Annotated in this window: 19 protein-coding genes; 12 read left to right on the top strand and 7 right to left on the bottom strand. The window is 58.9% G+C overall.

What is annotated here, in order from left to right; all coding sequences use genetic code 11:
* The first annotated feature begins 35 nt into the window (after positions 1-35).
* The 3 genes from G6L97_RS18680 (at position 36) to G6L97_RS18670 (ending at position 1,825) form a co-directional block, all read left to right on the top strand.
* Entirely contained in the window at positions 36-248 is a 213-nt protein-coding gene (locus G6L97_RS18680) for a hypothetical protein (protein WP_013761955.1), read from the top strand.
* A gap of 66 nt (positions 249-314) precedes the next feature.
* Positions 315-587, top strand: a complete 273-nt coding sequence (locus G6L97_RS18675; RefSeq protein ID WP_003511627.1) for a hypothetical protein — start codon at positions 315-317, stop codon at positions 585-587.
* Between the two features lie 38 nt (positions 588-625).
* Positions 626-1,825, top strand: a complete 1,200-nt coding sequence (locus tag G6L97_RS18670; RefSeq protein ID WP_111803334.1) for a low temperature requirement protein A — start codon at positions 626-628, stop codon at positions 1,823-1,825.
* On the opposite strand, the gene G6L97_RS18665 is transcribed toward G6L97_RS18670, so the two are convergent.
* On the bottom strand, positions 1,822-3,291 hold the full coding sequence (locus G6L97_RS18665; protein WP_112178536.1) for a glycosyl transferase family protein: 1,470 nt from the start codon (positions 3,289-3,291) through the stop codon (positions 1,822-1,824). The two genes, G6L97_RS18670 and G6L97_RS18665, sit on opposite strands and share 4 nt — an antisense overlap.
* A gap of 147 nt (positions 3,292-3,438) precedes the next feature.
* Between G6L97_RS18665 and G6L97_RS18660 the strand changes: the two genes are divergently transcribed.
* Both G6L97_RS18660 and soxR read left to right on the top strand, forming a co-directional pair.
* Positions 3,439-5,544 (top strand): TonB-dependent receptor plug domain-containing protein, encoded by a 2,106-nt coding sequence (locus tag G6L97_RS18660; RefSeq protein WP_076845409.1) that lies wholly within the window; start codon positions 3,439-3,441, stop codon positions 5,542-5,544.
* Between the two features lie 154 nt (positions 5,545-5,698).
* Positions 5,699-6,154, top strand: a complete 456-nt coding sequence (gene soxR, locus G6L97_RS18655; protein WP_003511623.1) for a redox-sensitive transcriptional activator SoxR — start codon at positions 5,699-5,701, stop codon at positions 6,152-6,154.
* Between the two features lie 38 nt (positions 6,155-6,192).
* On the opposite strand, the gene amyA is transcribed toward soxR, so the two are convergent.
* The 6 genes from amyA to G6L97_RS18625 all read right to left on the bottom strand — a co-directional run bounded on the left by amyA (position 6,193) and on the right by G6L97_RS18625 (position 14,112).
* Positions 6,193-7,680 (bottom strand): alpha-amylase, encoded by a 1,488-nt coding sequence (gene amyA, locus G6L97_RS18650; protein WP_174003523.1) that lies wholly within the window; start codon positions 7,678-7,680, stop codon positions 6,193-6,195.
* A gap of 132 nt (positions 7,681-7,812) precedes the next feature.
* Positions 7,813-9,543, bottom strand: a complete 1,731-nt coding sequence (locus tag G6L97_RS18645) for an acetyl/propionyl/methylcrotonyl-CoA carboxylase subunit alpha (RefSeq protein ID WP_174003520.1) — start codon at positions 9,541-9,543, stop codon at positions 7,813-7,815.
* Between the two features lie 11 nt (positions 9,544-9,554).
* Entirely contained in the window at positions 9,555-11,153 is a 1,599-nt protein-coding gene (locus tag G6L97_RS18640; protein WP_035199787.1) for a 5-oxoprolinase subunit B/C family protein, read from the bottom strand.
* A 7-nt stretch (positions 11,154-11,160) separates the two neighbouring features.
* Entirely contained in the window at positions 11,161-11,970 is an 810-nt protein-coding gene (locus tag G6L97_RS18635; protein WP_003511619.1) for a putative hydro-lyase, read from the bottom strand.
* Between the two features lie 11 nt (positions 11,971-11,981).
* Complete coding sequence (locus G6L97_RS18630; protein ID WP_035199785.1) at positions 11,982-12,749, bottom strand: LamB/YcsF family protein; 768 nt, start codon at positions 12,747-12,749, stop codon at positions 11,982-11,984.
* 121 nt (positions 12,750-12,870) lie between these two features.
* On the bottom strand, positions 12,871-14,112 hold the full coding sequence (locus tag G6L97_RS18625; RefSeq protein WP_003511614.1) for an NRAMP family divalent metal transporter: 1,242 nt from the start codon (positions 14,110-14,112) through the stop codon (positions 12,871-12,873).
* Positions 14,113-14,375: 263 nt separating this feature from the next.
* On the opposite strand from G6L97_RS18625, the gene G6L97_RS18620 reads away from it, so the two are divergent.
* The 7 genes from G6L97_RS18620 to nirB all read left to right on the top strand — a co-directional run bounded on the left by G6L97_RS18620 (position 14,376) and on the right by nirB (position 22,973).
* The gene (locus tag G6L97_RS18620) at positions 14,376-15,029 is read left to right on the top strand and encodes a GntR family transcriptional regulator (protein ID WP_003511611.1); all 654 of its coding nucleotides are present in this window, start codon (positions 14,376-14,378) and stop codon (positions 15,027-15,029) included.
* Between the two features lie 102 nt (positions 15,030-15,131).
* A complete protein-coding gene (locus G6L97_RS18615; protein WP_065660503.1) occupies positions 15,132-15,719 on the top strand; it encodes an ANTAR domain-containing response regulator in 588 nt (195 codons plus the stop codon).
* 36 nt (positions 15,720-15,755) lie between these two features.
* Positions 15,756-17,033, top strand: coding sequence for a CmpA/NrtA family ABC transporter substrate-binding protein (locus G6L97_RS18610; RefSeq protein WP_174003517.1), 1,278 nt, complete (start codon positions 15,756-15,758; stop codon positions 17,031-17,033).
* Between the two features lie 377 nt (positions 17,034-17,410).
* A complete protein-coding gene (locus tag G6L97_RS18605; RefSeq protein ID WP_035199775.1) occupies positions 17,411-18,703 on the top strand; it encodes a CmpA/NrtA family ABC transporter substrate-binding protein in 1,293 nt (430 codons plus the stop codon).
* Between the two features lie 112 nt (positions 18,704-18,815).
* The gene (ntrB, locus tag G6L97_RS18600) at positions 18,816-19,709 is read left to right on the top strand and encodes a nitrate ABC transporter permease (protein ID WP_035199774.1); all 894 of its coding nucleotides are present in this window, start codon (positions 18,816-18,818) and stop codon (positions 19,707-19,709) included.
* Between the two features lie 13 nt (positions 19,710-19,722).
* Positions 19,723-20,520 (top strand): ABC transporter ATP-binding protein, encoded by a 798-nt coding sequence (locus tag G6L97_RS18595; protein WP_003511595.1) that lies wholly within the window; start codon positions 19,723-19,725, stop codon positions 20,518-20,520.
* Between the two features lie 5 nt (positions 20,521-20,525).
* Complete coding sequence (nirB, locus tag G6L97_RS18590; RefSeq protein ID WP_076845412.1) at positions 20,526-22,973, top strand: nitrite reductase large subunit NirB; 2,448 nt, start codon at positions 20,526-20,528, stop codon at positions 22,971-22,973.
* The last annotated feature ends 1 nt before the right edge of the window (position 22,974 follow it).

Below are 22,974 nucleotides of genomic sequence, written 5' to 3'. Positions count from 1 at the left end.
TTTCCCTACCTATGTGGGAAGGGGGCGGTGAGCCTATGGTTTTTCCAGACGATATGGAGCTGGCTGTCGCTGTTTACATGGCGGACATTGCCTTGCCTCGACATACCGCCATCGAAAAGCTCTTGAAGGCGGGACTTGAAGATGCCGGTTATTTAACCGGAGGTGAGGGGCGGCCGCCGGAAATTATCGACGGGCAACCAAGTTCAGACTATGTGCAATATCGCACCTATCTGGACGAGGACAGCTGAAAGACGGCTGGAACCAAACCGGGCGAGGGCTGTTTATGGCGCAGTCAATTGTGACAGGATGTGCCGATGTTCTCCAAGTCCCTCTTTATCGCGACAATTGTCATCTCCGCGACGAGCCACCCGATATTTGCTCAGCCTCTAGAGGTCAGCATATTGGAACCGACCAAGACCCGTAGCGCCGAATTCTCGCCTGGGGCGACCGCATCGAATTATATTACCGATGTCTCCGGCAAGACAGTGCGTCTGGTAGGACCGCGTTTTTATCCCGACAATGCGCGGGCGCTGCAGTTTCCCGGCCGGGACTCGAATGTTAATTCTTCGGCTGAAGCGCAACGCTAACGCGATCGCAATATTTCATATTGACGAACAGGGGCAGAATGGGAACCGAAAGCGAAACGTCCGGGCAGAAACCGGATGCGCAAACCTGGATCAAACAGGACGGGCACGAAGCAGAAAAGGCGACCTTTCCTGAACTGTTCTTCGATCTGGTTTTCGTTTTCGCGCTCATTCAGCTTTCCCATGCGCTAGCAAAGGACTTCGGACCGACAGCGGCGCTTGAGGCGGGCATACTGATATTGTCACTTTGGTGGTTGTGGATACACACTACCTGGATCACCAACCTGCTGAATACCGAAAAGGAGCCTGTCCGGATTCTGCTTTTCGTCCTGATGTTCGGCGGGGTTCTTTTGGCCATCGCGCTGCCGGAGGCTTTTGCGGAACAGGGTTTCGTGTTTGCCCTTATCTACAGTGCCATGCAGGTGGGACGGAGCCTGTTTGCACTTTATGCCTTCAAGGGAGAGGACAGGCAGTCTTTTCTGGTTTTTGTGCGCGTGACGATCTGGCTAGTCGTATCGAGCCTGTTCTGGCTGGCTGGTGGGCTTGTCGATCTGACGGATCGAATCATCCTGTGGGGTATAGCGCTCGCGATAGAATATGCCGGACCCGCTTGTCGTTATGTCGTCCCGGGATTGAAAGCAAGCGATGCGGATAAGCTGCATCTTTCCGGCGAGCACCTTGCGGAGCGCTGTGCGCTTTTCGTCATCATCTGTCTCGGGGAAACGATCCTAACCACCGGCCGCACGGCCACGGAATATATGAATTCCGGCCTCACATTCATCGTCTTTTGTTCGGCCTTCGTCAGCACCGTCACAATGTGGTGGATCTATTTCCATCACGGGCAGGAAGAGGCCTCCAGAAAGGCCGAACATGCCGACGAGAAAGCGAAGATCGCCCAAAATCTTTTCAACTATGGCCATCTGCCTATCGTGGCCGGCATCATCCTTACGGCAGTTGGAGAGGATTTCAGCCTGTCCCATGCCCATGAAGGGACGACGATGAGGGAGTCACTCGCCATTCTTGGCGGCCCGATCCTGTTTCTAGCCGGTAATATCGGCGTCAAGATTGCTGCCACCTATCAGCGGCCGATCTCGCATTTTGCCGGAGTAGCGGCGCTCTGCCTGCTTCTGCCGGTGCCGGGCGTGCCGCTTTTTGCGCTGCAACTGGCAAGCACGGGGATTTTGCTGCTGGTGGCGCTGTGGGAATATCTGGCGCTGAAAAAATCAGTCGCCAACGCCTAGGCAGTGGCGAAATTGCGTGCCCTGTCGTTCCATAGCCTCAGGCTGCGGGCATAGGCCTCATCGAAAGGCAGCACCATATCATTGACCAGCATCAGGGCGATGGCAGCGGTGGAGACGATGATGGTTTCCGCTCTCTCGTCTCTGGCCGCCCCCGTCCAGACGGCGCGCCAATATTCGAAGGTGGTGAACATGGTCGGCATTTCGGCCGGTGGGGTTTCGCGGGCCGGAATGACGAACTCGACATCTTCGCCCCTGGAAAGACCGAAGATCCGGGTGCTGCGGAAGGGAGTAAATTGCGCGAAATCCCGCGTATTGCCGAGAATGGCAAGGCTCTCGACGGAAAGCAGCCGCGCCGTATCGCGATGAAGCTCCTGATAGGAGGGGCGGGCGACGCCGATAATGGTGCTTCTGGCGCGAAGCGGATTGAGAAGATGCACGACCGTATTGAGCGGCAGGCGCATTTCCAGAATGCCGTGCAGGCCAAGCAGGCTCTGAAACTGTAACGATAGTCCACCGATCGGCAGATAGGCGATCCCTTGCGAGGCAGTGGCCTTGGCCGCCTGCGAAAGTGAATGGCAGAGCGGTATGCCGCAGGCTTCAGCGGCGAGTTCGAGCTTACCGCCATTTTCTCCCTGGCCCACATGGCCGTGTAACAAGACGCTATATCCCGCCATGGAAACGAGACGCGCGGAATGCAGGAACCAGGGTGCATCGCGATGTTTGGGCGACATATAGGCCGGCCAGTCGAGATCGACCGATGCGGGCGCTTGCTGGTCTCTTTTTATATGGCCCCACATGGCTTCGATAAAACCGGCAAGCTCTGCCGCGGTCACACCGCGATATTGCATGGTCGCAAGCAGCGCTCCTATCTGTATGGGATCTGCATCGCCTTCGAGAATGATCGAAAGCGCGTCCATCGCCTCTTGCTGGCTGAGCGGGCGGCTGTTGCCGATGCCCATCGCCGAGGTCGCTATATATTTGGCGAGCCTGTGCTGCGGATCGGCATTGTGGCCGATGCGGGCAAGGCGGTCCGCTATATTTTCCGGTGTCGGCTGACCTTCCAGAAGAACGCTGGGGCGCAGCGAAAGAGGCGGCGCCTTCATCAGCACCGGCCGTTCCCAGCCGCTAACATTGGCGGCGGCGGGAGCTGCCGCTTTTTCCTGTGAATAATCGATCAGGTTTTCCGCCTCCGCCGCCAGCGAACGAATGCGCAGCCGCATGGTCTCGGCAAAGGGGGTGGGTCGCAAACCCTGGCCGGTGCGTAAGAACAGCTGGTCGCTGTATTTCTCGCGTAGCTGCTGTAATATCCGGCTCATCGATGATGTCGGCAGTCCCATGCCTGCCGCTGCGCGGCTGACGCTTCCTTCCCGCAACAACGCATCGAACGCGACAAGTAGTTTCAGCTGACCAAGCCTGTCGGGCTTTGTCGGGGAAGCTGGTTCTTCTTTTCTCTTGCCGGTTGTCATCTTGCTGTTTTTTTACCCCGCCCCCGATTAGAGGGGGCCTTTTTGCAATTTCTGGAATTTAGAACTGTTCGAAAACAAACGCGTTGCGCCAGACCTCCCTCCTAAATAAGTGGGGGTAAATTCTCAAGTTAAATGCGGGGGCGTAACATGGAATTGAAGTACGGCGGGCAGGATATGGCCGCGACGATAATAAAGGCTGGCATTTCCGTCGCTATGGCGGGAACGGCGCTCAGCGTTGCCTTGCCTGCTGTCGCGCAGCAGGCGACCGACGGAACCACCGTTCTTCAGCAGATCGTGGTGACCGCGTCCGGCTTCGAGCAGAATGTAAAGGATGCTCCGGCCAGCATCACGGTTGTGACGCGAGAAGATCTGGAAAAGGGGTCTTACCGCGATCTGACAGACGCCTTGCGCGAAGTTCAGGGCGTGTCTGTCACCGGCATTGCCAATGAGAAGGATATTTTCATTCGCGGATTGCCCGGCGCTTACACGTTGATCCTGGTTGACGGTAAGAGGCAGAGCACGCGCGATGCCCGTACCAATGGTAATTCCGGCTTCGAACAGAGTTTCGTACCGCCGGTTTCGGCGATCGAACGCATCGAGGTCGTGCGCGGCCCGATGTCCTCTCTTTACGGTTCCGATGCCATGGGCGGCGTCATCAACATCATCACCCGCAAGGTTGGCGATGTCTGGTCTGGTTCCGTCACCAGCGAGGGTACGGTTCAGCAACATTCAAAATTCGGCAATAGCGGTCAGGTGTCCTGGTATGCCAATGGGCCGATCCTGAAGGACCGGCTGGGGCTGCAGATCTGGGGCAGGGGCTTCACGCGCGGCGAAGACCGCATATTGAATGGTACGACGGGCGCGAAGGAATATGATTTCAATGGACGTTTGACCTTCACGCCGAATGAGGATCACGACATCTATCTCGAGGCTGGCAAAGCACGGCTGCGCCGCGATGCCGAGTCCGGCGAGACGCTGGCAGCCAATGCAGACGGCACCTACAACACCAATACGCGCGACCATTGGTCATTGTCGCATACCGGCCGGTGGGGACCGACCACGTCTGAATTCTCCTTCCAGCAGGAATGGGCCGAGCGCACCAACTTCACCAGAAACTTTCGCACGGGACGCGTCACTGAAAATCCGCGCTCGCCGGAGGTTCGCAATAGCGTTCTCGACGGCAAGTTCACCACGCCGTTCGAACTGTTCGGCAACCATACGCTCGTCACCGGCGGTCAATATTTCGAGGCACAGCTGAAGGACCAGAATCCGGGACGCCGTACCGGTCGCGACGAAACTTTCTCGGCGACGCAATGGGCGCTCTTCGTCGAGGATGAATGGCGCATCGTCGATAGCTTTGCGCTGACGGGCGGCCTTCGTCTGGATAACCATGAAAAATATGGCAATCATTTCAGCCCGCGCCTTTACGGCGTCTGGAGCGCAACCGACGATCTTACGATCAAGGGCGGCATTTCAACAGGTTTCCGCGCACCGGAAATCCGCCAGATCGCACCGGGTTACGCCTATACGACTGGCGGCGGTGGGTGCACCTATGCCTCGAACGGTACCTGCGGCGTGATCATCGGCGATCCGGGTCTGGAGGCGGAAAAAAGCACGAGTTATGAATTGGCAGCACTCTGGGACAATGGTGATGTTGCCCTCGGTGCCACCTATTTCTACACAGATTTCAAGGACAAGATTTCCAACGCGCTGGTGCTCAATCCGGATGGAACGCCTGCCCGCTGGAGCGAAGATAGCAATTATCGCCTCTGGTACAATTATAATATCGACGATGCGGTCATTCAGGGCATAGAACTGACGGCAGCATGGTATGCGACGCCGGAACTGACATTGCGCGGCAACTATACCTATATGCATTCCGAACAGAAGACGGGTGATTACGAGGGTTTTCCGCTGGCGCGGACACCCGAGCACATGGCCAATCTGAGAGGCGAATGGGTCACCCCGGTGGACGGGCTGGAAGCCTGGGCCTCGGTGAATTATCACGGATCGGAAATCAATGCGGGTCCGCGCATCGGTACGAACGGCAAACCGGTTACGATCAACGGCAAGGCCGGGCGTAAATATGACGCTTACACCACCCTCGACATCGGGGCGAAATATGCGGTGGCCGAAAATGTCGATCTCAACGCGGTGGTTTACAATGTATTCGACAAGGAAGTCGGCGCTGACGATTTCAACACGGTCATGGAAGGCCGCCGCTTCTGGATCAGCATGACCGCCAAATTCTGATCCGCGATATTTGTGAATTCAGAGGCGCCCGATGGGCGCCTCTTTTTGCCATCCATCCTATTGACCTCAACTAAGGTTGAGGAATTATACCGGCTGCTCTCTAGTGTGTTTCCGCGTTTTTCAGAGCGGAGGCCGTTCAGAAAACGGAGCCGGCATGGAAAATACCATCTTTAAACACAGCCTGACGGTTGGGGAGGTTGCGCGTCGTAGTGGCGTCGCCGTTTCCACCATCCATTTTTACGAGGCGAAGGGATTGATCGAAGGCTGGCGCACCAGCGGGAACCAGCGTCGTTATCATCGCGCGGTCTTGCGGCGCATTGCCATTATCCGCATTGCGCAGCGAGCAGGTATCCAGCTCAGCATCATCAGAGACGCCTTGGCGGATTTGCCGCAGGACAGGGTGGCGACGACGGCTGACTGGCGCGTGTTCTCGCAGTCCTGGCGGGAAATGCTGCAGCTTCGTATCAACAGCCTGATTATGCTGCGCGACCAGCTTACCGGCTGTATCGGTTGCGGTTGCCTCTCACTCGATGATTGTCCCTTACGCAATCCAAACGATGTTCTGGCCGATGCCGGCGCGGGCCCGCGCCGTCTCGTATCCGTCAAATGAGCAAGGTTTCCGGCTGGCCGCTTTAAAAGCAATTGTTCCTACTCGACGTCGGCCGGAACCCAGACACTGACGCTGCCGCCATTGGTGGAAAACAGACCCTTGCCATGCTCGTCAAGGGTGATCTGTTCGTGACGGTGACCAAGGAAATCGCGCCATACAGCTCCCGCCTGCTCAGGGCCGAGATCTATCTGTTTTTCCGCCGCCTCGCCGTTCGACATCACCACAACGCAGCCCGGCTCGTCGGCGGTACCGTGGCGAATAAACGCAATGCAGCTCGGGTCGTCGAAAATATCCGTCTGGGCACCGTTGGAAAAGCGGCTGCGTGCCTCGATAAGCTTCGGAAGGCATTCGATAGCCGGCATGACGATCTCATGGTCGTTGCCGTCATTGCCGGTGTCTATATACGTCGTACCGAAAAGATCGGGATAAAAGACGCAGGGCACACCTTCTTCGCGCAGCAGAATGATCGCATAGGCCAGAGGCTTGAACCAGGGTTCAACGGGCGCTTCCAGAGATTGCAGCGGCTGCGTGTCGTGGTTGTCGACAAGCGTGACGGCGTGATCTGGAACAGCGGAAAGCAGCGAGCCATCAAAGATAGTGCGCATGTCGAAATCGCCGCCCTGCTTGGAAGCGTCATGGAAGCGGTGGTGAAGGGCGACATCGAAGAGCATCAGCTGCTTGTCGACCAGATCGAGATAGCTTTTCAGCGCGTCTATATCGGGGTGCCAGTATTCCGCCACAACGAAGAGGTCGGGATTAATCGTGTCGCGCATATGGCCTACCCAGTCGCGGAAGAACCATGCCGGAATATGTTTGGCGGCATCCAGGCGGAAACCATCCACCTGCACTTGTTCGGCAAGCCACCGGCCCCAATATTTCAGTTCCTCGTAGACAGCCCTGTTTCGGAATTCGACATCCGCGCCCATGAGATAATCGAAGTTGCCGTTTTCCTCGTCGACCTCCTCATTCCATTCGCCGTCGCCATATTCGTTGACGAGACGGAAAATGCCGTCCTCATCAGGCTCTTCGATGTGGTCGACGCCGCTGAAGCACTTCAGGTCCCAGATGAATTTGGAATGCGTGCCGTTTCGGCCGGGAAAGGTGAAGCGCGTATAGGCGTGCGCCTCGAAATCCTCGTCCTCTATATCGGTGCGGTCATCGGGATTGACGCGGCGAACCCGCACCTTCTCCCTTTCATCCGCGCCCATCTTGTGATTGAGAACCACGTCGTGAATGACGCGGATGCCGTTTTCCTTCAGCGTCCGACCAGCCTGTTCGAGGGCAGCGCGATCACCGTATTTGGTCGCGACTGTTCCCTTCTGGTCGAATTCGCCAAGGTCGAAGAGATCATAGGTATCGTAACCTACCGAAAAACCGCCCGCAGAACCCTTGTAGGCCGGCGGTAGCCAGACGTCGGTAATACCCATTCGGGCAAGGCTTTCCGCCTTTTCGGCCACCTCGCTCCATAATTTCCCTCCGTCCGGATAGTACCAATGGAAGAATTGAAGCAAGGTGCGTCCGGCCATATTTCCCTCATGATGGTTAGCAGGTCGCGCCATAAACGGCCCGGCGGCGAAAGGGTTCCGCCACCGTATTGACCAAACTTCGATTGTGAGGGGACCACCTTCCCTGATGGGTCCGGTGGCCTGGTCTATGCGTTATTCCGCAATTTCGAGAAGTGCCGCGCCCGCCTGAAGATAGTCGCCTTCCTTGACGATCAGGCGGACCTTGCCGGCCTTCGTCGCCACGATTTGCGTTTCCATTTTCATGGCTTCCATGACGGCCAGAAGATCGCCTTTGGAAACAGTTTCGCCATCGGTCACCTTGAACGATTGCAAGGTGCCGGAAACGGGAGCGATAATTTCACCTTCCTTCTCCTTGACCGACGCGCCGGGGGCAGCGGCATTGCCGCCGCTGACAGCGCCGAGGCCGGAGAGCAGCAGGTTCGGCAGGCCGACAGAAACACGCTTGCCGTCGATTTCCAGAAAGGTGCGCGTGATGGAAGGGTCTTCAGCCGGTGCAGGACGTTCCATGGCGTCAGGCATGGCGGCGAAATCGGTCTCGATCCAGCGGGTATGAACCTTGAAACCGTCGGTGCCGATGAAGTCGTCCGTCTCGATTGCGGCGCGATGGAACGGCAGAACCGTGGCAATGCCTTCGATACGGAATTCTTTCAGCGCGCGGCGCGCGCGGCGCAGAACCTGATCGCGGTCGGTACCCGTAACGATGAGCTTCGCCATCAGCGAGTCGAATACGCCAGGCACGCTGGAGCCGCTGACGACGCCGCTATCCATACGGATGCCGGGGCCGGAAGGAGCATCGAAAATCGAGATCGTGCCGGGTGTTGGCAGGAATCCTCGGCCGGGATCTTCGGCATTGATGCGGAATTCCATAGAGTGGCCGCGCGGTTCCGGCGTTTCAACCACCCGCAGGGTGTGGCCCTCGGCGATGCGGAACTGCTCGATGACGAGATCGATACTGGTGGTTTCCTCGGTAACGGGATGTTCCACCTGCAGGCGCGTATTGACCTCCAGGAAAGAAATCGTGCCATCAACGCCGAGCAGGAATTCGACGGTGCCGGCACCGGAATAGCCCGCGGCGGCACAGATCGCCTTTGCCGCGTCGTGGATTTTTTGTCGCTGTTCGGCAGACAGGAACGGGGCCGGAGCCTCCTCTATCAGCTTCTGGTTCCGACGTTGCAGCGAGCAATCGCGGGTGCCCAGCACCAGCACATTGCCGTGCTTGTCGGCCAAAACCTGCGCCTCGATATGGCGGGGCCGGTCTAGGAAGCGTTCGAGAAAGCACTCGCCGCGACCGAAAGCGGCGGTCGCTTCGCGAACGGCGGATTCGTAGAGATCGGCGATCTCTTCCATCTTCCATGCGACCTTCAGGCCGCGCCCACCACCGCCATGCGCTGCCTTGATGGCGACGGGCAGGCCGTATTCTTCGGCAAAAGCGGTGACTTCGGCGGCGGTAGAGACGGGGCCGTCACTGCCGGCCACCAGCGGTGCGCCGACGCCGGTGGCGATGCGCCGCGCTTCCACCTTGTCGCCCAGCGCTTCAATGACATGTGGGTCGGGGCCGATCCAGCTAAGGCCGGCATCGATAACCGCCTGCGCAAATTCGGCGCGTTCGGACAAAAAGCCGTAACCGGGATGCACGGCATCCGCGCCGGCGCGTTTGGCAATCGCGATCAGCTTGGCGATATCGAGATAGGTTTCGGCGGGGCGGACGCCTTCCAGCGCATAGGCCTCATCCGCCAACCGAACGAATAGCGCATTCTGATCGGGATCGGCATAAACGGCAACCGATTGCAGGCCGTAATCACGGCATGCGCGGATGATCCGCACCGCGATCTCGCCGCGATTGGCAATCAGCACTTTTTTCATCGCTATTCTCCCTACAGACTTTTAGCCGCCGCGATTTCGGCAAAAGGGCCGATCGGGCGGAACTTGATTTTGGCATTGACGGGGATTTGCCCCGCAAGATCGAGATGGTATTCCGCGACCGCGCCGATGACGGGATAGCCGCCGGTCAACGGGTGGTCGGCAAGGAAAAGAACGGGCTGGCCGCTATGGGGAATCTGGATTGCTCCGGTGGCCGTGCCTTCGCTCGGCAATTCGGCACTGTCCCTGCGCTCCATCGGCACTTCGCCGGCAAGGCGGATGCCGACGCGGTTCGATTGCGGCGTGACCTGCCAGAGCTGGCCGGTCAGCGTATCGAGGCCCTTTTGCGTGAACCAGTCGGTACGCGGTCCGAGAACCACGTCGAGCGTCACAATATCGCCGGTTGCCGGCGGATCGAAGGCCGGAGCCTCGTCGACAGACACGCTGGAAAGTCCTGTCTTTTCGCCCTTCAGCGGCAGAGTAGTGCCCGCAGTCACGCTTTCTGGACCCACTACGGCGAGCGTATCCGTCGCATAGCTGCCCAGCACGGGCTCGACATCGAACCCGCCACGCACAGCAAGATAACAGCGCATGCCCTTCGGCGGCTGACCCAAGGTTACGATATCGCCGGGTTCGAGAGACACGGGAACATGGGGTTGTGCGGCGAAACTGCGATCTGCGGTCTTGACGGTGATGGGGCAGGGCGCGCCCGCAATGCCGATAACGGCGCGGCTCGTGCTTTTGAAGGAAAAGCCGCCGAGCGTCAGCTCGAGACACGGCGAGTTGACGGGATTGCCGACGATACGGTTGGCGGCGTTAAACGCGCCACGATCCAGTGCGCCGGAGGCGGAGACGCCCTGTCCGGTTTGGCCGAAGCGGCCGAGATCCTGAAAAATGGCGGGCATGGGGGCCGCGAGCACCTCGAAATGCGGGCCTTCTCTTGTCATCTCAGGGCGGGCGGTGCGCGGCGCTGAGGTGGGAACATCAACCGTTCTTCCGGCCTTGTCCATATCGAAGAAACGCACGCGATAACCCGGCTGGAAAAGCGCGCCGGGATCACGGTCTATATCCCACATCTTCACCGGTGTGGTGCCGATGATCTGCCAGCCGCCGGGGCTGTTTTGCGGATAGACGCCGCTGAAGGCGCCAGCCAGCGCCACCGAACCCGCCGGAATGCGGGTACGCGGGCTTTGCCGGCGCGGCACGTGAAGAGCCGTATCGCCGCCAACCAGATAACCGAAGCCGGGCGCGAAACCGCAGAAGGCCACGGTGAATTCGCTTTCGGTATGGCGGCGGATGACTTCGTCGACGCTCATGCCGGTCAGTTCGGCAACGTCGGCCAGATCTTCGCCGTTATAATGGACGGGGATTTCCACCAGATTGTCCGAGGGCGCGATTTTTGCGGAGAGATCGCGGCTGGAAAGCCGTGCAACCAGCGCCTCTGCGCCAATCTTTTCGGGGCGGAAACGGATCATCAGGGTGCGGGCAGCCGGAACTGTTTCGTCGATGCCCTCGATCGGATCGTTCTGAAGCGAGGCGAACAGCGCCAGCGTTTCATCGAGATCGGCAAGTTCGACGAGAATGGTGGTGAGGCTGACGGGGAGAAAACGCATCATATCCTCACGCGTGATAGGCAGAATCGGGAATGTCGGTGATGAACATGTGCCCGGGCGCATGGGTAATCGCGAACGGCACGCCGGACGCCATGACTGCAGCCTGAGGCGTCACGCCGCAGGCCCAGAAAACTGGAACCTCGCCGGGTTCGATCCGCACCGCATCACCGAAATCCGGCTTCGCGAGATCCGATATGCCGATTTCTTCCGGCGCGCCGACATGCACGGGCGCACCGTGAACCGCCGGAAAACGTCCTGAAATTGTCGCGGCATCGGCCACGCGCGAAGCCGGGATCGGTCGCATGGAAACGACCATGTTGCCCTTAAACCGGCCGGCCGGCCGGCAGGGGCGGTTGGTCAGATACATCGGAACGTTGCTTTTGTCGGTCATGTGACGGATTTCGATACCCGCTTCGACCATCGGCGTTTCAAAGGTAAAGCTGCAACCGATCAGGAAAGCGACGAGATCGTCACGCTCTGCCCATGCGGCGGTCGCATCCGCCGTTTCCTCGGCAAGTTTGCCGTCCCGCCAGATACGGTAAAGCGGTAGGTCGGTCCTGAGATCGGCACCGGGGGCAAGAAGCGTGGTTGGTGAGCCGGGATCTGAAACATCGAGCACCGGGCAGGGCTTGGGATTACGCTGCGCATAGAGGAGGAAATCGAAGGCCCAGTCGCGCGGCAGCACGATCATGTTGGCCTGCGTGAAACCGGGAGCGATGCCGGAGGTCGGTGCAACGAGGCCGCCACGATAATCGGCGCGGGCCGTCCGGGCGGCATCCGCATTGGTGTGGCTCAGAAAGGATAAGGGTATCGTCATTGGTCGCCCTTTTAGAGAATGGATGCAAAAGAGCGGATTTCGATGCCCTCGGCTTCGAAACGGCGGCGGATTTCCTGGGCGATCGCCACCGCGCCGGGGCTGTCGCCATGCACGCAGATGGATTGTGCTTCGATCTTGATGCTGCTGCCGTCGATGGCTTCGAGTGTTCCTTCGCGGGCAAGCTGCACCATCCGGTTGGCGATTTTGGCAGCGTCGTGCAGTACGGCGCCCGCCTCGCGGCGCGAGACGAGTTGGCCTTCGGGCGTATAGGCACGGTCAGCGAAGGCTTCCGCGACGACGGCAAGGCCTGCCTTGCGGGCGAGATCGAGGATGGGCGCATTGGCAAGGCCCATCAGCACCAGCGAGGCATCGACGGCCTTTATACCGTCGATGACCGCTTGTCCCTGTTTCGCGTCATTGGCGATGCGGTTGTAAAGCGCGCCATGCGGCTTCACGTAACGCACCGTGGTTCCGGCTGCGGCGGCGACACCCTTTAGTGCACCGATCTGGTAGATGACATCGGCGATCAGCTCTTCGGAGGTCACATCCAGATCGCGGCGGCCAAAGCCGACGCGGTCCGGGTAGGAAACATGGGCGCCGACGACCACGCCTTTTTCGGCAGCGGCCTTAACGGTCCGGTAGATGCCGGCCGGGTCACCTGCGTGAAATCCGCAGGCGATGTTAGCGCTGGAAACGATGGCAAGCATCGCCTCGTCATCTCCCATGCGCCACGCGCCGTAACTTTCGCCAAGATCGCTGTTGAGATCGATAGCGGCCATGTTGCCTCCCTTTAGAGCATTTCCAGCAAAAGTGCGTAGCGGTTTTGCGTCGGGAAAATGCGTAATAACAAATATATAGAGCGTTTCCGTTTTTCTCCGAAATGCGGAAACGCTCTAGTTTTTACAGGCCGAGCAGGCCGAAAATGGTGCCGGCGGACTTGTAGCCCATGTACCACGTCAATGCGCATGTCAGAACGCCAAGCCCGAGCAGAATGCGCGAGTAGCGGTGGCCGCCCATCAGGTCTTCGCGCTTCCATGCGGCAAACAGGAAGATGCTGAGGCCGATGGGCAGGATAAGACCGTTCAGGCCGCCAACGAAGACCAGCATGGCGGCGGGCGGCGTCGTGATGAGCAGGTAGCAGACGAGCGAGACAGCGATGAAGATGACCGTCGCCATGTTGCGGGCGCGTTCCGTCATATCCTGCTTGAACACGGGCAGGAACGAGACGGAGGTATACGCCGCGCCGATGACGCTTGTGATGGCCGCAGCCCAGAAGATGATGCCGAATAGACGGAAGCCGAGATCGCCCGCGGCCGACCGGAAAGCCTGTGCGGCGGGATTGGCGGCCTGGCCCGATGTATCGATGACGACGCCGCTGGCGACAACGCCGAGAATGGCGAGGAACAGCACGTAACGCATGATGCCGGTGACAGCGATGCCGGTCAGAGCGGCGCGGTTGACGGCGGGCAGGTTTTCAATGCCGACCATTCCCCGGTCCAGCAGGCGGTGCGCGCCGGAATAGGTGATGTAGCCGCCGACGGTGCCGCCGACGATGGTGGTGATGGTCGCGAAATTGATTGTGTCCGGCAGGAAAGTCTGGCGGAAGGCATCACCGACCGGCGGCGCGGATACGAATGCAACGTAGAGCGTCAGCACGATCATCAGGATACCGGCGAAAATGATGAACCGGTCGACGGCGAGGCCAGCCCGTTTGGAAACGAAGATGGCGATGGAAAAGATTGCGCTGATGGCGCCGCCGATTTTCGGATCGAGCCCGAAGATGGCGTTCAGGCCGAGGCCGGTGCCGCCAATATTGCCGATATTAAAGAAAAGGCCGCCGATGATGACGAGAATGGCGAGAAGATAGCCGGAACCCGGAATGGCAGCATTGGCGATGTCGGACGCACGCATGCGCGTCAGCGTTACGATGCGCCAGATGTTGAGCTGAACGACGAAGTCTATGAGGATGGAAGCAAGAATGCCGAAGGCGAATGCGGCACCAAGCTGCATGGTGAATGTCGCCGTCTGCGTGATGAAGCCGGGACCGATGGCAGATGTTGCCATCAGGAAGATTGCTCCCAGAAGAGATGCACGTTTTGACATTTTGAGATCGGCAGTCGGGGTGAGCTTTTTCTGCTCCATGGATTTTCTCCGCTCCTGTCGCAATCCGCCCCTCGCGGATGCTTTATGCCACCGATCTTGTCTTGTTCCGTGAGATTGTCAATATTGTTCAACAATAAATGATAATCGTTCTTTTATTTTGTCTATTTGTTGGACGTTATGAGTATGAATTCATCACGTTTTTTTGGCGCTTTGCTGAAGCTTTGTGCTATGGGCAATCATGCCGTGTCCGAACATGCCTGTCACGGAATTCCCAACGTTGCATTGCTCTTAAGGAAAGCGCCATGACGGAAACGATAGAGGGTCTGCCGCTTGCGGATCGATTGGCAAAGGGTATTCGCACCCTGCTGATCTCCGGTGAACTGATGCCGGGCCAGCGTCTTTCGGAAGCAGCCTTCAGTGAACGTTTCGAGGTCTCCCGCAATTCGCTGCGTGAAGCCTTTCGTCTCCTGACCAAGGATGGTCTGCTGCGTCACGAGGCCAATCGCGGCGTTTTTGTCGCCGTTCCCACCCTGGCTTCGGTGATTGATATTTACAGGGTGCGGCGCATGGTGGAATGCGGGGCGCTGCGTCAGGCCTGGCACAAGCACCCGGCCATCCGGACAATGCGCACGGCGGTCGATGATGCCAGGATAAAGCGCGACCAGGCAGACTGGTTAGGCGTGGGCAGCGCCAACATGAAGTTCCACGCCGCCGTGGTCGACCTTCTCGACAGCGCTCGTCTCAGCGATTTTTACGAGCGCATTGCCGCTGAGCTCAGGCTTTGTTTCGGCCTGCTGAAAGACCCGGAGCAGCTCCATTCCCCCTTTGTGGACATGAACAGCAAGATCCTGTCGCTGATGGAAGAGGGCAAGGCGGCTGAGGCCGGTGACGAGATGGAAATCTATCTCAATCTTTCCGAGCGGACGGTTTTGAAGGCGCTCGAGCGGGCGTCCTGAGAAATCAGGCGGAGCGGGATGAAAACGTCCCTTTCACGTCCGCTCCATTTTTATATCGGCGCCTGATTGCCAAGTTTGTTGCGGTGCGTCATCAATGCCGACATGACGCTTCGCGACCTCACCATTCTCGTTATAGACGAAAACGCGATCCGCGCCTCGATCATCGAGGAGGGGCTGCGCGAGGCCGGGTATAATCGCGTGACGGTCATCCATGAGGTGCACGGCGTGGCGCGGACCATCGAGACGCTGCAGCCCGATGTCATCTTCATCGACCTTGAAAATCCCAACCGCGACATGATGGAGCATCTGTTTCAGTTGACACGCACGGTCGGCCGGCCGATCGCCATGTTTGTCGACCGCTCCGATACCGCGTCCATCGAGGCGGCCGTTGAGGCCGGTGTTTCCGCCTATGTCGTTGACGGGCTGAAGAAAGAACGCGTCAAACCCATCCTCGATATGGCGGTCAGCCGCTTCAACGCTTTCAGCCGTCTGCGACAGGAACTTGCCGAAGCAAAATCGGCGCTTGAGGAGCGCAAGGTCATCGAGCGCGCCAAAGGCATTTTGATGAAAATGCGTGGCCTGTCCGAAGAGGAGGCTTTTGCGCTTCTGCGGCAAACGGCGATGAACGAGAAAAAGAAAATATCCGAGATCGCGCAAAGCGTGGTCACCGCGGCCGGTCTGTTGATGTAACGAACCCGCCGGCGGGACAGTCGAGGAGTGTATGATATGGCGGGACAGGAAAAATCGGCCGGTTCAAAAGCGGGCGCGCCGGCAATTGTTGGCAGCGACCGGCAAAAAATCCTGCGGGCAGGTTTTATTCCTCTTGTCGATGCGTCCGTCCTCATTGCTGCGGCGGAATTCGGCTTTGCCGAGCGCGAAGGCCTGACGCTCGATCTCGTCAAGGATGTGTCCTGGGCGAATGTGCGCGACCGGCTGGCATTCCGGCAATTCGACATTGCCCATATGCTGTCGCCGATGCCGGTTGCCTCCATGCTCGGACTCGGCTCGAACCCTTCGCCGACGATCACGCCGTTTTCACTTGGGCGCGGCGGCAATGCTATAACGCTTTCGACGCGGCTTTTTGCCCGGATGAAGGCGTTGACGGGGCTTTCCGAAACGGCGGGGGCGCTGGAAAATGCGAAGGCCTTAAAGCAGGTGCTGGATGACATGCGAGCGCGGGGCGAAGCTACACCGACGCTCGGCATGACCTACCCGTTTTCCTCTCACAATTACGAATTTCGCTATTGGCTCGCCGCTGGTGGCATTCATCCCGATCACGACGTCAAACTGGTGGTCGTACCACCGCCATTGACGTCGGATGCATTGGCGGCGGGCGCCATAGATGGTTTCTGTGTCGGTGCACCGTGGAACATCGTTGCTGCCGAGCGCGGTGTGGGCAGGATCGTCGCTGCCAAGCAGGATTTGTGGCCGTCTGCGCCGGAAAAAGTGATCGGGATGCGGCCTGAATGGGCCGAAAGCCAGCAGGAAACGGTCAGCCGGCTGCTGACGGCGCTCGATGCCGCCGCACGTTGGTGCGACCTTGCGGAAAATCACGATGATCTGAGCAGGACACTTGCCGATCCGCGTTATATCGGTGCGCCGCAAAGCATCATCCGCCATGTGCTTGCCGGTGAATTCAACATCGACAGCCAGGGCAACCGCCGGGTCATCGACAAATATTTCCTCTTCCACGGCGGCCATGCCAATTATCCGCGCCAGAGCCAGGCACTGTGGATTTACAGCCAGATGATCCGCTGGGGGCAGACGGAGTTTTCGCAAGGTGGTGTGGAGGCCACCCTGTCCGCTTACCGTCCAGATATTTATCGGGCGGCACTGGGCGATGCCAATGCGCCCGATGATGCCGATATTCGAGTCGAAGGGCAGGAGGCGGGTGACCGGTTCGTGGACGGTTTTGTTTTCGATCCCGCAGACATTGCTGGATATGTGAATGGCTTTTCCGTGCGCAGTTCTGCCCCGTTTTCCATCTCCCAAGGCGAGGCCTGACAGCCGTCGGCCGGGCAAGCTGCGCAAATTTCAAGCGCGGAATTTATCCATTTGCGCAAACCATAGACAAAATTCCTACTGATTAAAATTTAATCGTCCGATTCAATCTCGGAAATTCCGTTTGTTTCCAAGGCGATAGCTTCCATAAGTAAAACTGGCACGCCTCTTGCGTCTTCGTCTTTGCACTGGTCAACGGCGATCGGGGCGAGCAGGGCGCGGCATAAGCGCTTTCACAGACATAGACGTCGCAAGGTTTTGCTGCCCGGAACATTTCCCGTTCCGAAGGCGCAAACTCCGAGCGGCGTTTTTTTTATTTTCAGGTTTTTTCGCAAGCGAACGCGCCACCCATGCGGTGGTCCAATAAGGGGAAGATGCGAATGAAAAAGATATTCTCGGGCGATGTCAGCCGCCGCACCATACTGAAGACGACAGCCGCCGCAGCCCTTGTTACCGCCGTGCGCACCGCTTTTCCGTCAGGCGCTTTCGCAGCCACGGCTGAGCCGGAAGTGAAGGGCGCGAAAATCGGCTTCATCGCGCTGACCGACGCCGCCCCGCTTATCATCGCGGCGGAAAAGGGACTGTTCGCCAAGCATGGCATGCCGGATGTCGAGGTTCTCAAACAGGCATCCTGGGGTGCGACACGTGACAATCTCGTGCTCGGCGGCGCATCGAACGGCATTGATGGCGCGCATATCCTGACCCCGATGCCCTATCTCATGCATACCGGCAAGGTGACGCAGAACAACGTGCCTGTGCCGATGGCGCTTATCGCCCGCCTCAATCTCGACAGCCAGGGTATTTCCGTCGCCAAGGAATATGCTGAAACCGGCGTTCAGCTCGACGCGTCCAAGCTGAAGGCAGCTTTCGAGAAGAAGAAGGCAGAAGGCAAGGAAATCAAGGCTGCCATGACATTTCCCGGCGGCACGCATGATCTGTGGATCCGCTATTGGCTGGCCGCCGGCGGCATCGACCCGGACAAGGACGTCTCCACCATCGTCGTTCCGCCGCCGCAGATGGTCGCCAACATGAAGGTCGGCAATATGGACGTCTTCTGTGTGGGCGAACCCTGGAACGAGCAACTCGTCAATCAGGGCATCGGCTTCACTGCCTGTACCACCGGGGAACTCTGGAAAGGGCATCCCGAGAAGGCGCTCGGCATGCGCGCCGACTGGGTGGAAAAGAACCCCAACGCCACCAAGGCATTGCTGATGGCCGTGATGGAGGCCCAGCAATGGTGCGATGAGATGGCGAACAAGGAGGAGATGTCCACGATCCTCGGCAAGCGCCAATGGTTCAACGTGCCACCGAAGGACGTTCTTGGCCGCCTCAAGGGCAATATCAATTACGGCAACGGCCGCGTGCTGGAAAATACCGGTCTGCAGATGAAGTTCTGGCAGGATCACGCGTCCTATCCCTTCCGCAGCCACGACAGCTGGTTCATCACGGAAAACATCCGCTGGGGTAAATTTGCACCCGATACGGACGTGAAGGCGCTGGTTGCCAAGGTCAACCGCGAGGACATCTGGCGCGACGCTGCAAAGGATCTCGGTGTTGCCGATATTCCCGCCTCCACGTCGCGCGGCAAGGAAACCTTCTTCGACGGCAAGGTCTTCGACCCGGAAAACCCGTCGGCCTATCTCGAAAGTCTTTCCATCAAGGCAGCCTCCTGAGGAGGAGACACGGGTGTCGCCCCTCCTCCGCCGGGTTGCCATTTAAAGATGGACACCAAAGGCCGGATGAGGGGCGAGACCCTGACCGCAACCGAAATCCAAAGGAAACGCCATGTCCGCATTGGCTCGAAATTTCAAGGAACAGCCGCAGCAACCGGTGGTACAAAAGGCAAACGTCGTGACCCTTCCGCCCAAACATCCCTCGCGGTTCAATCTGCGTAAACTGGGTGCTGCGGCGGCCCGCAATATCATACCGCCATTTGTCGTCCTCGCCGTTCTGCTGGGCGTCTGGCAGGTGCTCTGTTCCGCCCCCGGCTCGTCCCTGCCGCCGCCAAGCCAGGTATTCGAAGAAAGCTACGATCTCATCGTATCGCCGTTCTTCCATAATGGTTCGCAGGATATCGGCCTCGGCTTGCGCGTGCTGGTCTCGTTGGAGCGCGTGGCATACGGTTTCGGCCTTGCGGCCATCGCCGGCATCATTCTCGGTGCGGTCATCGGCCAGTCGGTCTGGGCCATGCGCGGCCTCGACCCGATTTTTCAGGTCCTGCGCACCGTGCCGCCGCTTGCCTGGCTGCCGCTTTCACTTGCCGCCTTTCAGGACAGCAATCCGTCGGCCATTTTCGTGATCTTCATCACCTCCATCTGGCCCGTCATCATCAATACGGCGGTCGGCGTGCGCAACATTCCGCAGGATTATCGCAACGTTGCGAAGGTGCTGCGGCTCAACCAGATCGAATTCTTCTTCAAGATCATGCTGCCGTCGGCCGCCCCCTACATCTTCACCGGTCTGCGCATAGGCATCGGCCTCTCCTGGCTCGCCATCGTGGCGGCGGAAATGCTGACCGGCGGCGTCGGTATCGGCTTCTTCATCTGGGATGCGTGGAACTCCTCGCGCCTGCCCGACATCATCGTGGCGCTCGCTTACATCGGCGTTGTCGGCTTCATGCTCGACAAGCTGGTAGCGGCGCTCGGCAAGGTCATCACCCGCGGCGCTGCGGCCAACTAAAAGGGCGACCATCATGAACGCTTATCTGAAACTCGATCATATCGACAAATATTTCGACAAGGGCGGTTCGCGCGCCGAGGTGCTGAAAGGCATCAACCTGACCATCGGCAAGGGCGAATTCGTCTCAGTCATCGGGCATTCCGGCTGCGGCAAGTCCACCATGCTCAACCTCATCGCCGGGCTGACCAAAGTCTCAGCAGGCGTCGTGCTTCTGGAAAACCGCGAGGTCAACGAACCTGGCCCGGAACGCGCCGTCGTCTTCCAGAACCACAGCCTGCTCCCCTGGCTTTCGGTTTATGAAAACGTCAACCTGGCCGTCGCGAAGGTCTTCAGCAGTACCAAGACCAAAGCGGAACGCCACGACTGGGTTATGCGCAATCTGGATCTCGTGCAGATGGCCCATGCCAAGGACAAGAAACCGTCTGAAATTTCCGGTGGCATGAAACAGCGCGTCGGCATTGCCCGGGCGCTCGCCATGGAGCCGAAAATCCTGCTGCTGGACGAGCCTTTCGGCGCACTGGATGCGCTGACTCGCGCCCACCTTCAGGACGCCGTGATGGAAATCCACGCCCGGCTTGGCAACACCATGGTCATGATCACCCACGATGTGGATGAGGCGGTGCTGCTGTCCGACCGTATCGTAATGATGACCAACGGTCCCGCCGCCCATATCGGCGAAGTGCTTGACGTGCCGCTGCCGCGCCCGCGCAACCGCATCGAGCTTGCATCCGACAAGACCTACCTCAAATGCCGCGAGGCCGTGCTGAAGTTCCTTTACGAACGTCACCGCTTCGTCGAAGCTGCGGAGTAACCACCATGGCGCAAAAACTCGTCATCATCGGCAATGGCATGGCGCCGGGGCGCATGCTGGAAAACCTTTTCGAAACCGCCCCCGGCCTCTACGACGTCACCATTTTCAACGCCGAGCCGCGCGTCAATTACGACCGCATCATGCTCTCGCCAGTACTCTCAGGCGAAAAGAGCTATGAAGATATCATCATCCACAATGACGAATGGTACGCGGCCAACAATGTGACGCTGCACAAGGGCGCCAAGGTCACCGGCATCGACCGCGACAACAAGACCGTAACCAGCGAAAACGGCATCACCGTTTCCTACGACAGGCTGGTGATCGCCACCGGTTCCTTGCCCTTCATCATTCCCGTCCCTGGCCATCAATTGCCGGGCGTTCTCGCCTATCGCGATCTCGACGATGTCACGAAGATGCTTGAGATCGCCGAGGGCAAGGGCCGCGCCATCGTCATCGGCGCCGGCCTTCTGGGTCTGGAAGCAGCTTACGGGCTGAAGCGCCAGGGCATGGATGTTACCGTCATCCATCTGATGCCGACGATCATGGAGCGGCAGCTCGATCCGGCAGCGGCCTATCTTCTGGAAAAGGCGCTGAACGAGCGCGGCATCGACATCATCACCAAGGCCAATACCAAATGCATTCTCGGCGCGGAGAAGGTCGAAGGCATCGAGTTGGAAGACGGTCGCGTCATTAAAGGCGACATGGTGGTGATGGCGGTCGGCATACGTCCCGCCTCGGGTCTCGCCAAGGAAGCCGGCATCGCCGTCAATCGCGGCATCGTCGTGGATGATGGCATGATGACGTCGGATGCCTCGATATATGCGCTTGGCGAATGCGCCGAGCATCGCGGCATGTGCTACGGGCTGGTCGCGCCGCTTTATGAATCTGCGCGGGTGCTGGCGGACCGGCTTTGCGGCGGTTCAGCCGAGTATCACGGTTCGGTCACCAATACCAAACTGAAGGTCACCGGCATCAACCTGTTTTCCGCCGGCGATTTTGCCGAGGGCGACGACCGCGAGGAAATCGTGCTGCGCGATGCCACCGCCGGTGTCTACAAGCGCCTGATCCTCAAGGAAAATCGCATCATCGGCGCGGTTCTTTACGGCGAGACAGCGGATGGTTCGTGGTTCTTCGACCTGATGAAGAAATCGACCGACATTTCCGCCATGCGCGAAACCCTGATCTTCGGCCAGGCCTATCAGGGAGGGTCCCCGCTGGACCCTATGGCGGCCGTTGCAGCCTTGCCGGATGATGCGGAAATCTGCGGCTGCAACGGCGTCTGCAAGGGCAAGATCACCTCGGTCATCACCTCGAAGGGGCTGACCTCGCTGGATGATGTGCGCGCCCATACCAAGGCATCCGCCTCCTGCGGCAATTGCACCGGCCTTGTCGAGAAACTGATGACGCTGACGCTTGGCGACAGCTACAATCCCGCTGCCGTGCAGCCCATGTGCAAATGCACCGATCTCGGCCACGATGATGTGCGCCGTCTCATCAAGGCCAAGGGCCTGAAGACCATTCCCGCCGTGATGCAGGAACTGGAATGGAAGACATCCTGCGGCTGCGCCAAGTGCAGACCTGCGCTCAACTACTATCTCGTCTGCGATTTTCCCGACGAATATGCCGACGACTACCAGTCGCGTTATATCAATGAGCGCGTCCATGCCAATATCCAGAAGGACGGCACCTATTCCGTCGTTCCACGCATGTGGGGCGGCGTCACATCTTCCTCCGAACTGCGGGCGATTGCGGATGTGGTCGACAAGTTCGAAATCCCGATGGTGAAGGTGACAGGCGGGCAACGCATCGATCTTCTCGGCATCGAGAAGGAGGATTTGCCGGCGGTCTGGGCCGATCTCGGCAAGGCCGGTTTCATTTCCGGCCAGGCCTATGCCAAGGGGCTTCGCACCGTGAAGACCTGCGTTGGAGAACAATGGTGCCGCTTCGGCACGCAGGATTCCACCGGCCTCGGCATCCGCATCGAAAAATTCATGTGGGGCTCATGGACGCCCGCCAAGCTGAAGCTTGCCGTTTCCGGCTGTCCGCGAAACTGCGCTGAGGCGACATGCAAGGATATCGGCGTCATCTGCGTCGATTCCGGTTTCGAAATCCACTTCGCCGGTGCCGCTGGTCTCGATATCAAGGGTACGGAAGTGCTGGGCCTCGTCCATACCGAGGATGAGGCGCTGGAGCATATCGTGGCGTTGACCCAGATGTACCGCGAGCAGGCGCGCTACCTCGAGCGCATCTATAAATGGGCCAAGCGCATCGGTTACGACGAAGTCCGCCGCCAGATCATGGACGATGCCGACAAGCGCCGGGCCTATTTTGACCGCTTCGTCTTCAGCCAGAAATTCGCGCAGGTCGATCCCTGGTCGGAACGTGTGTCCGGCCACGACAAGCACGAATTCAGGCCGATGGCGGCAATCGGTTTCAACGAGGCAGCGGAGTGAG

Origin of the sequence: Agrobacterium tumefaciens, assembly GCF_013318015.2 — a bacterium.
Taxonomy (GTDB): domain Bacteria; phylum Pseudomonadota; class Alphaproteobacteria; order Rhizobiales; family Rhizobiaceae; genus Agrobacterium; species Agrobacterium tumefaciens.
The sequence above is the reverse complement of the archived record's forward strand: the minus strand, read 5'-3'. Positions and strand labels throughout refer to the sequence as shown.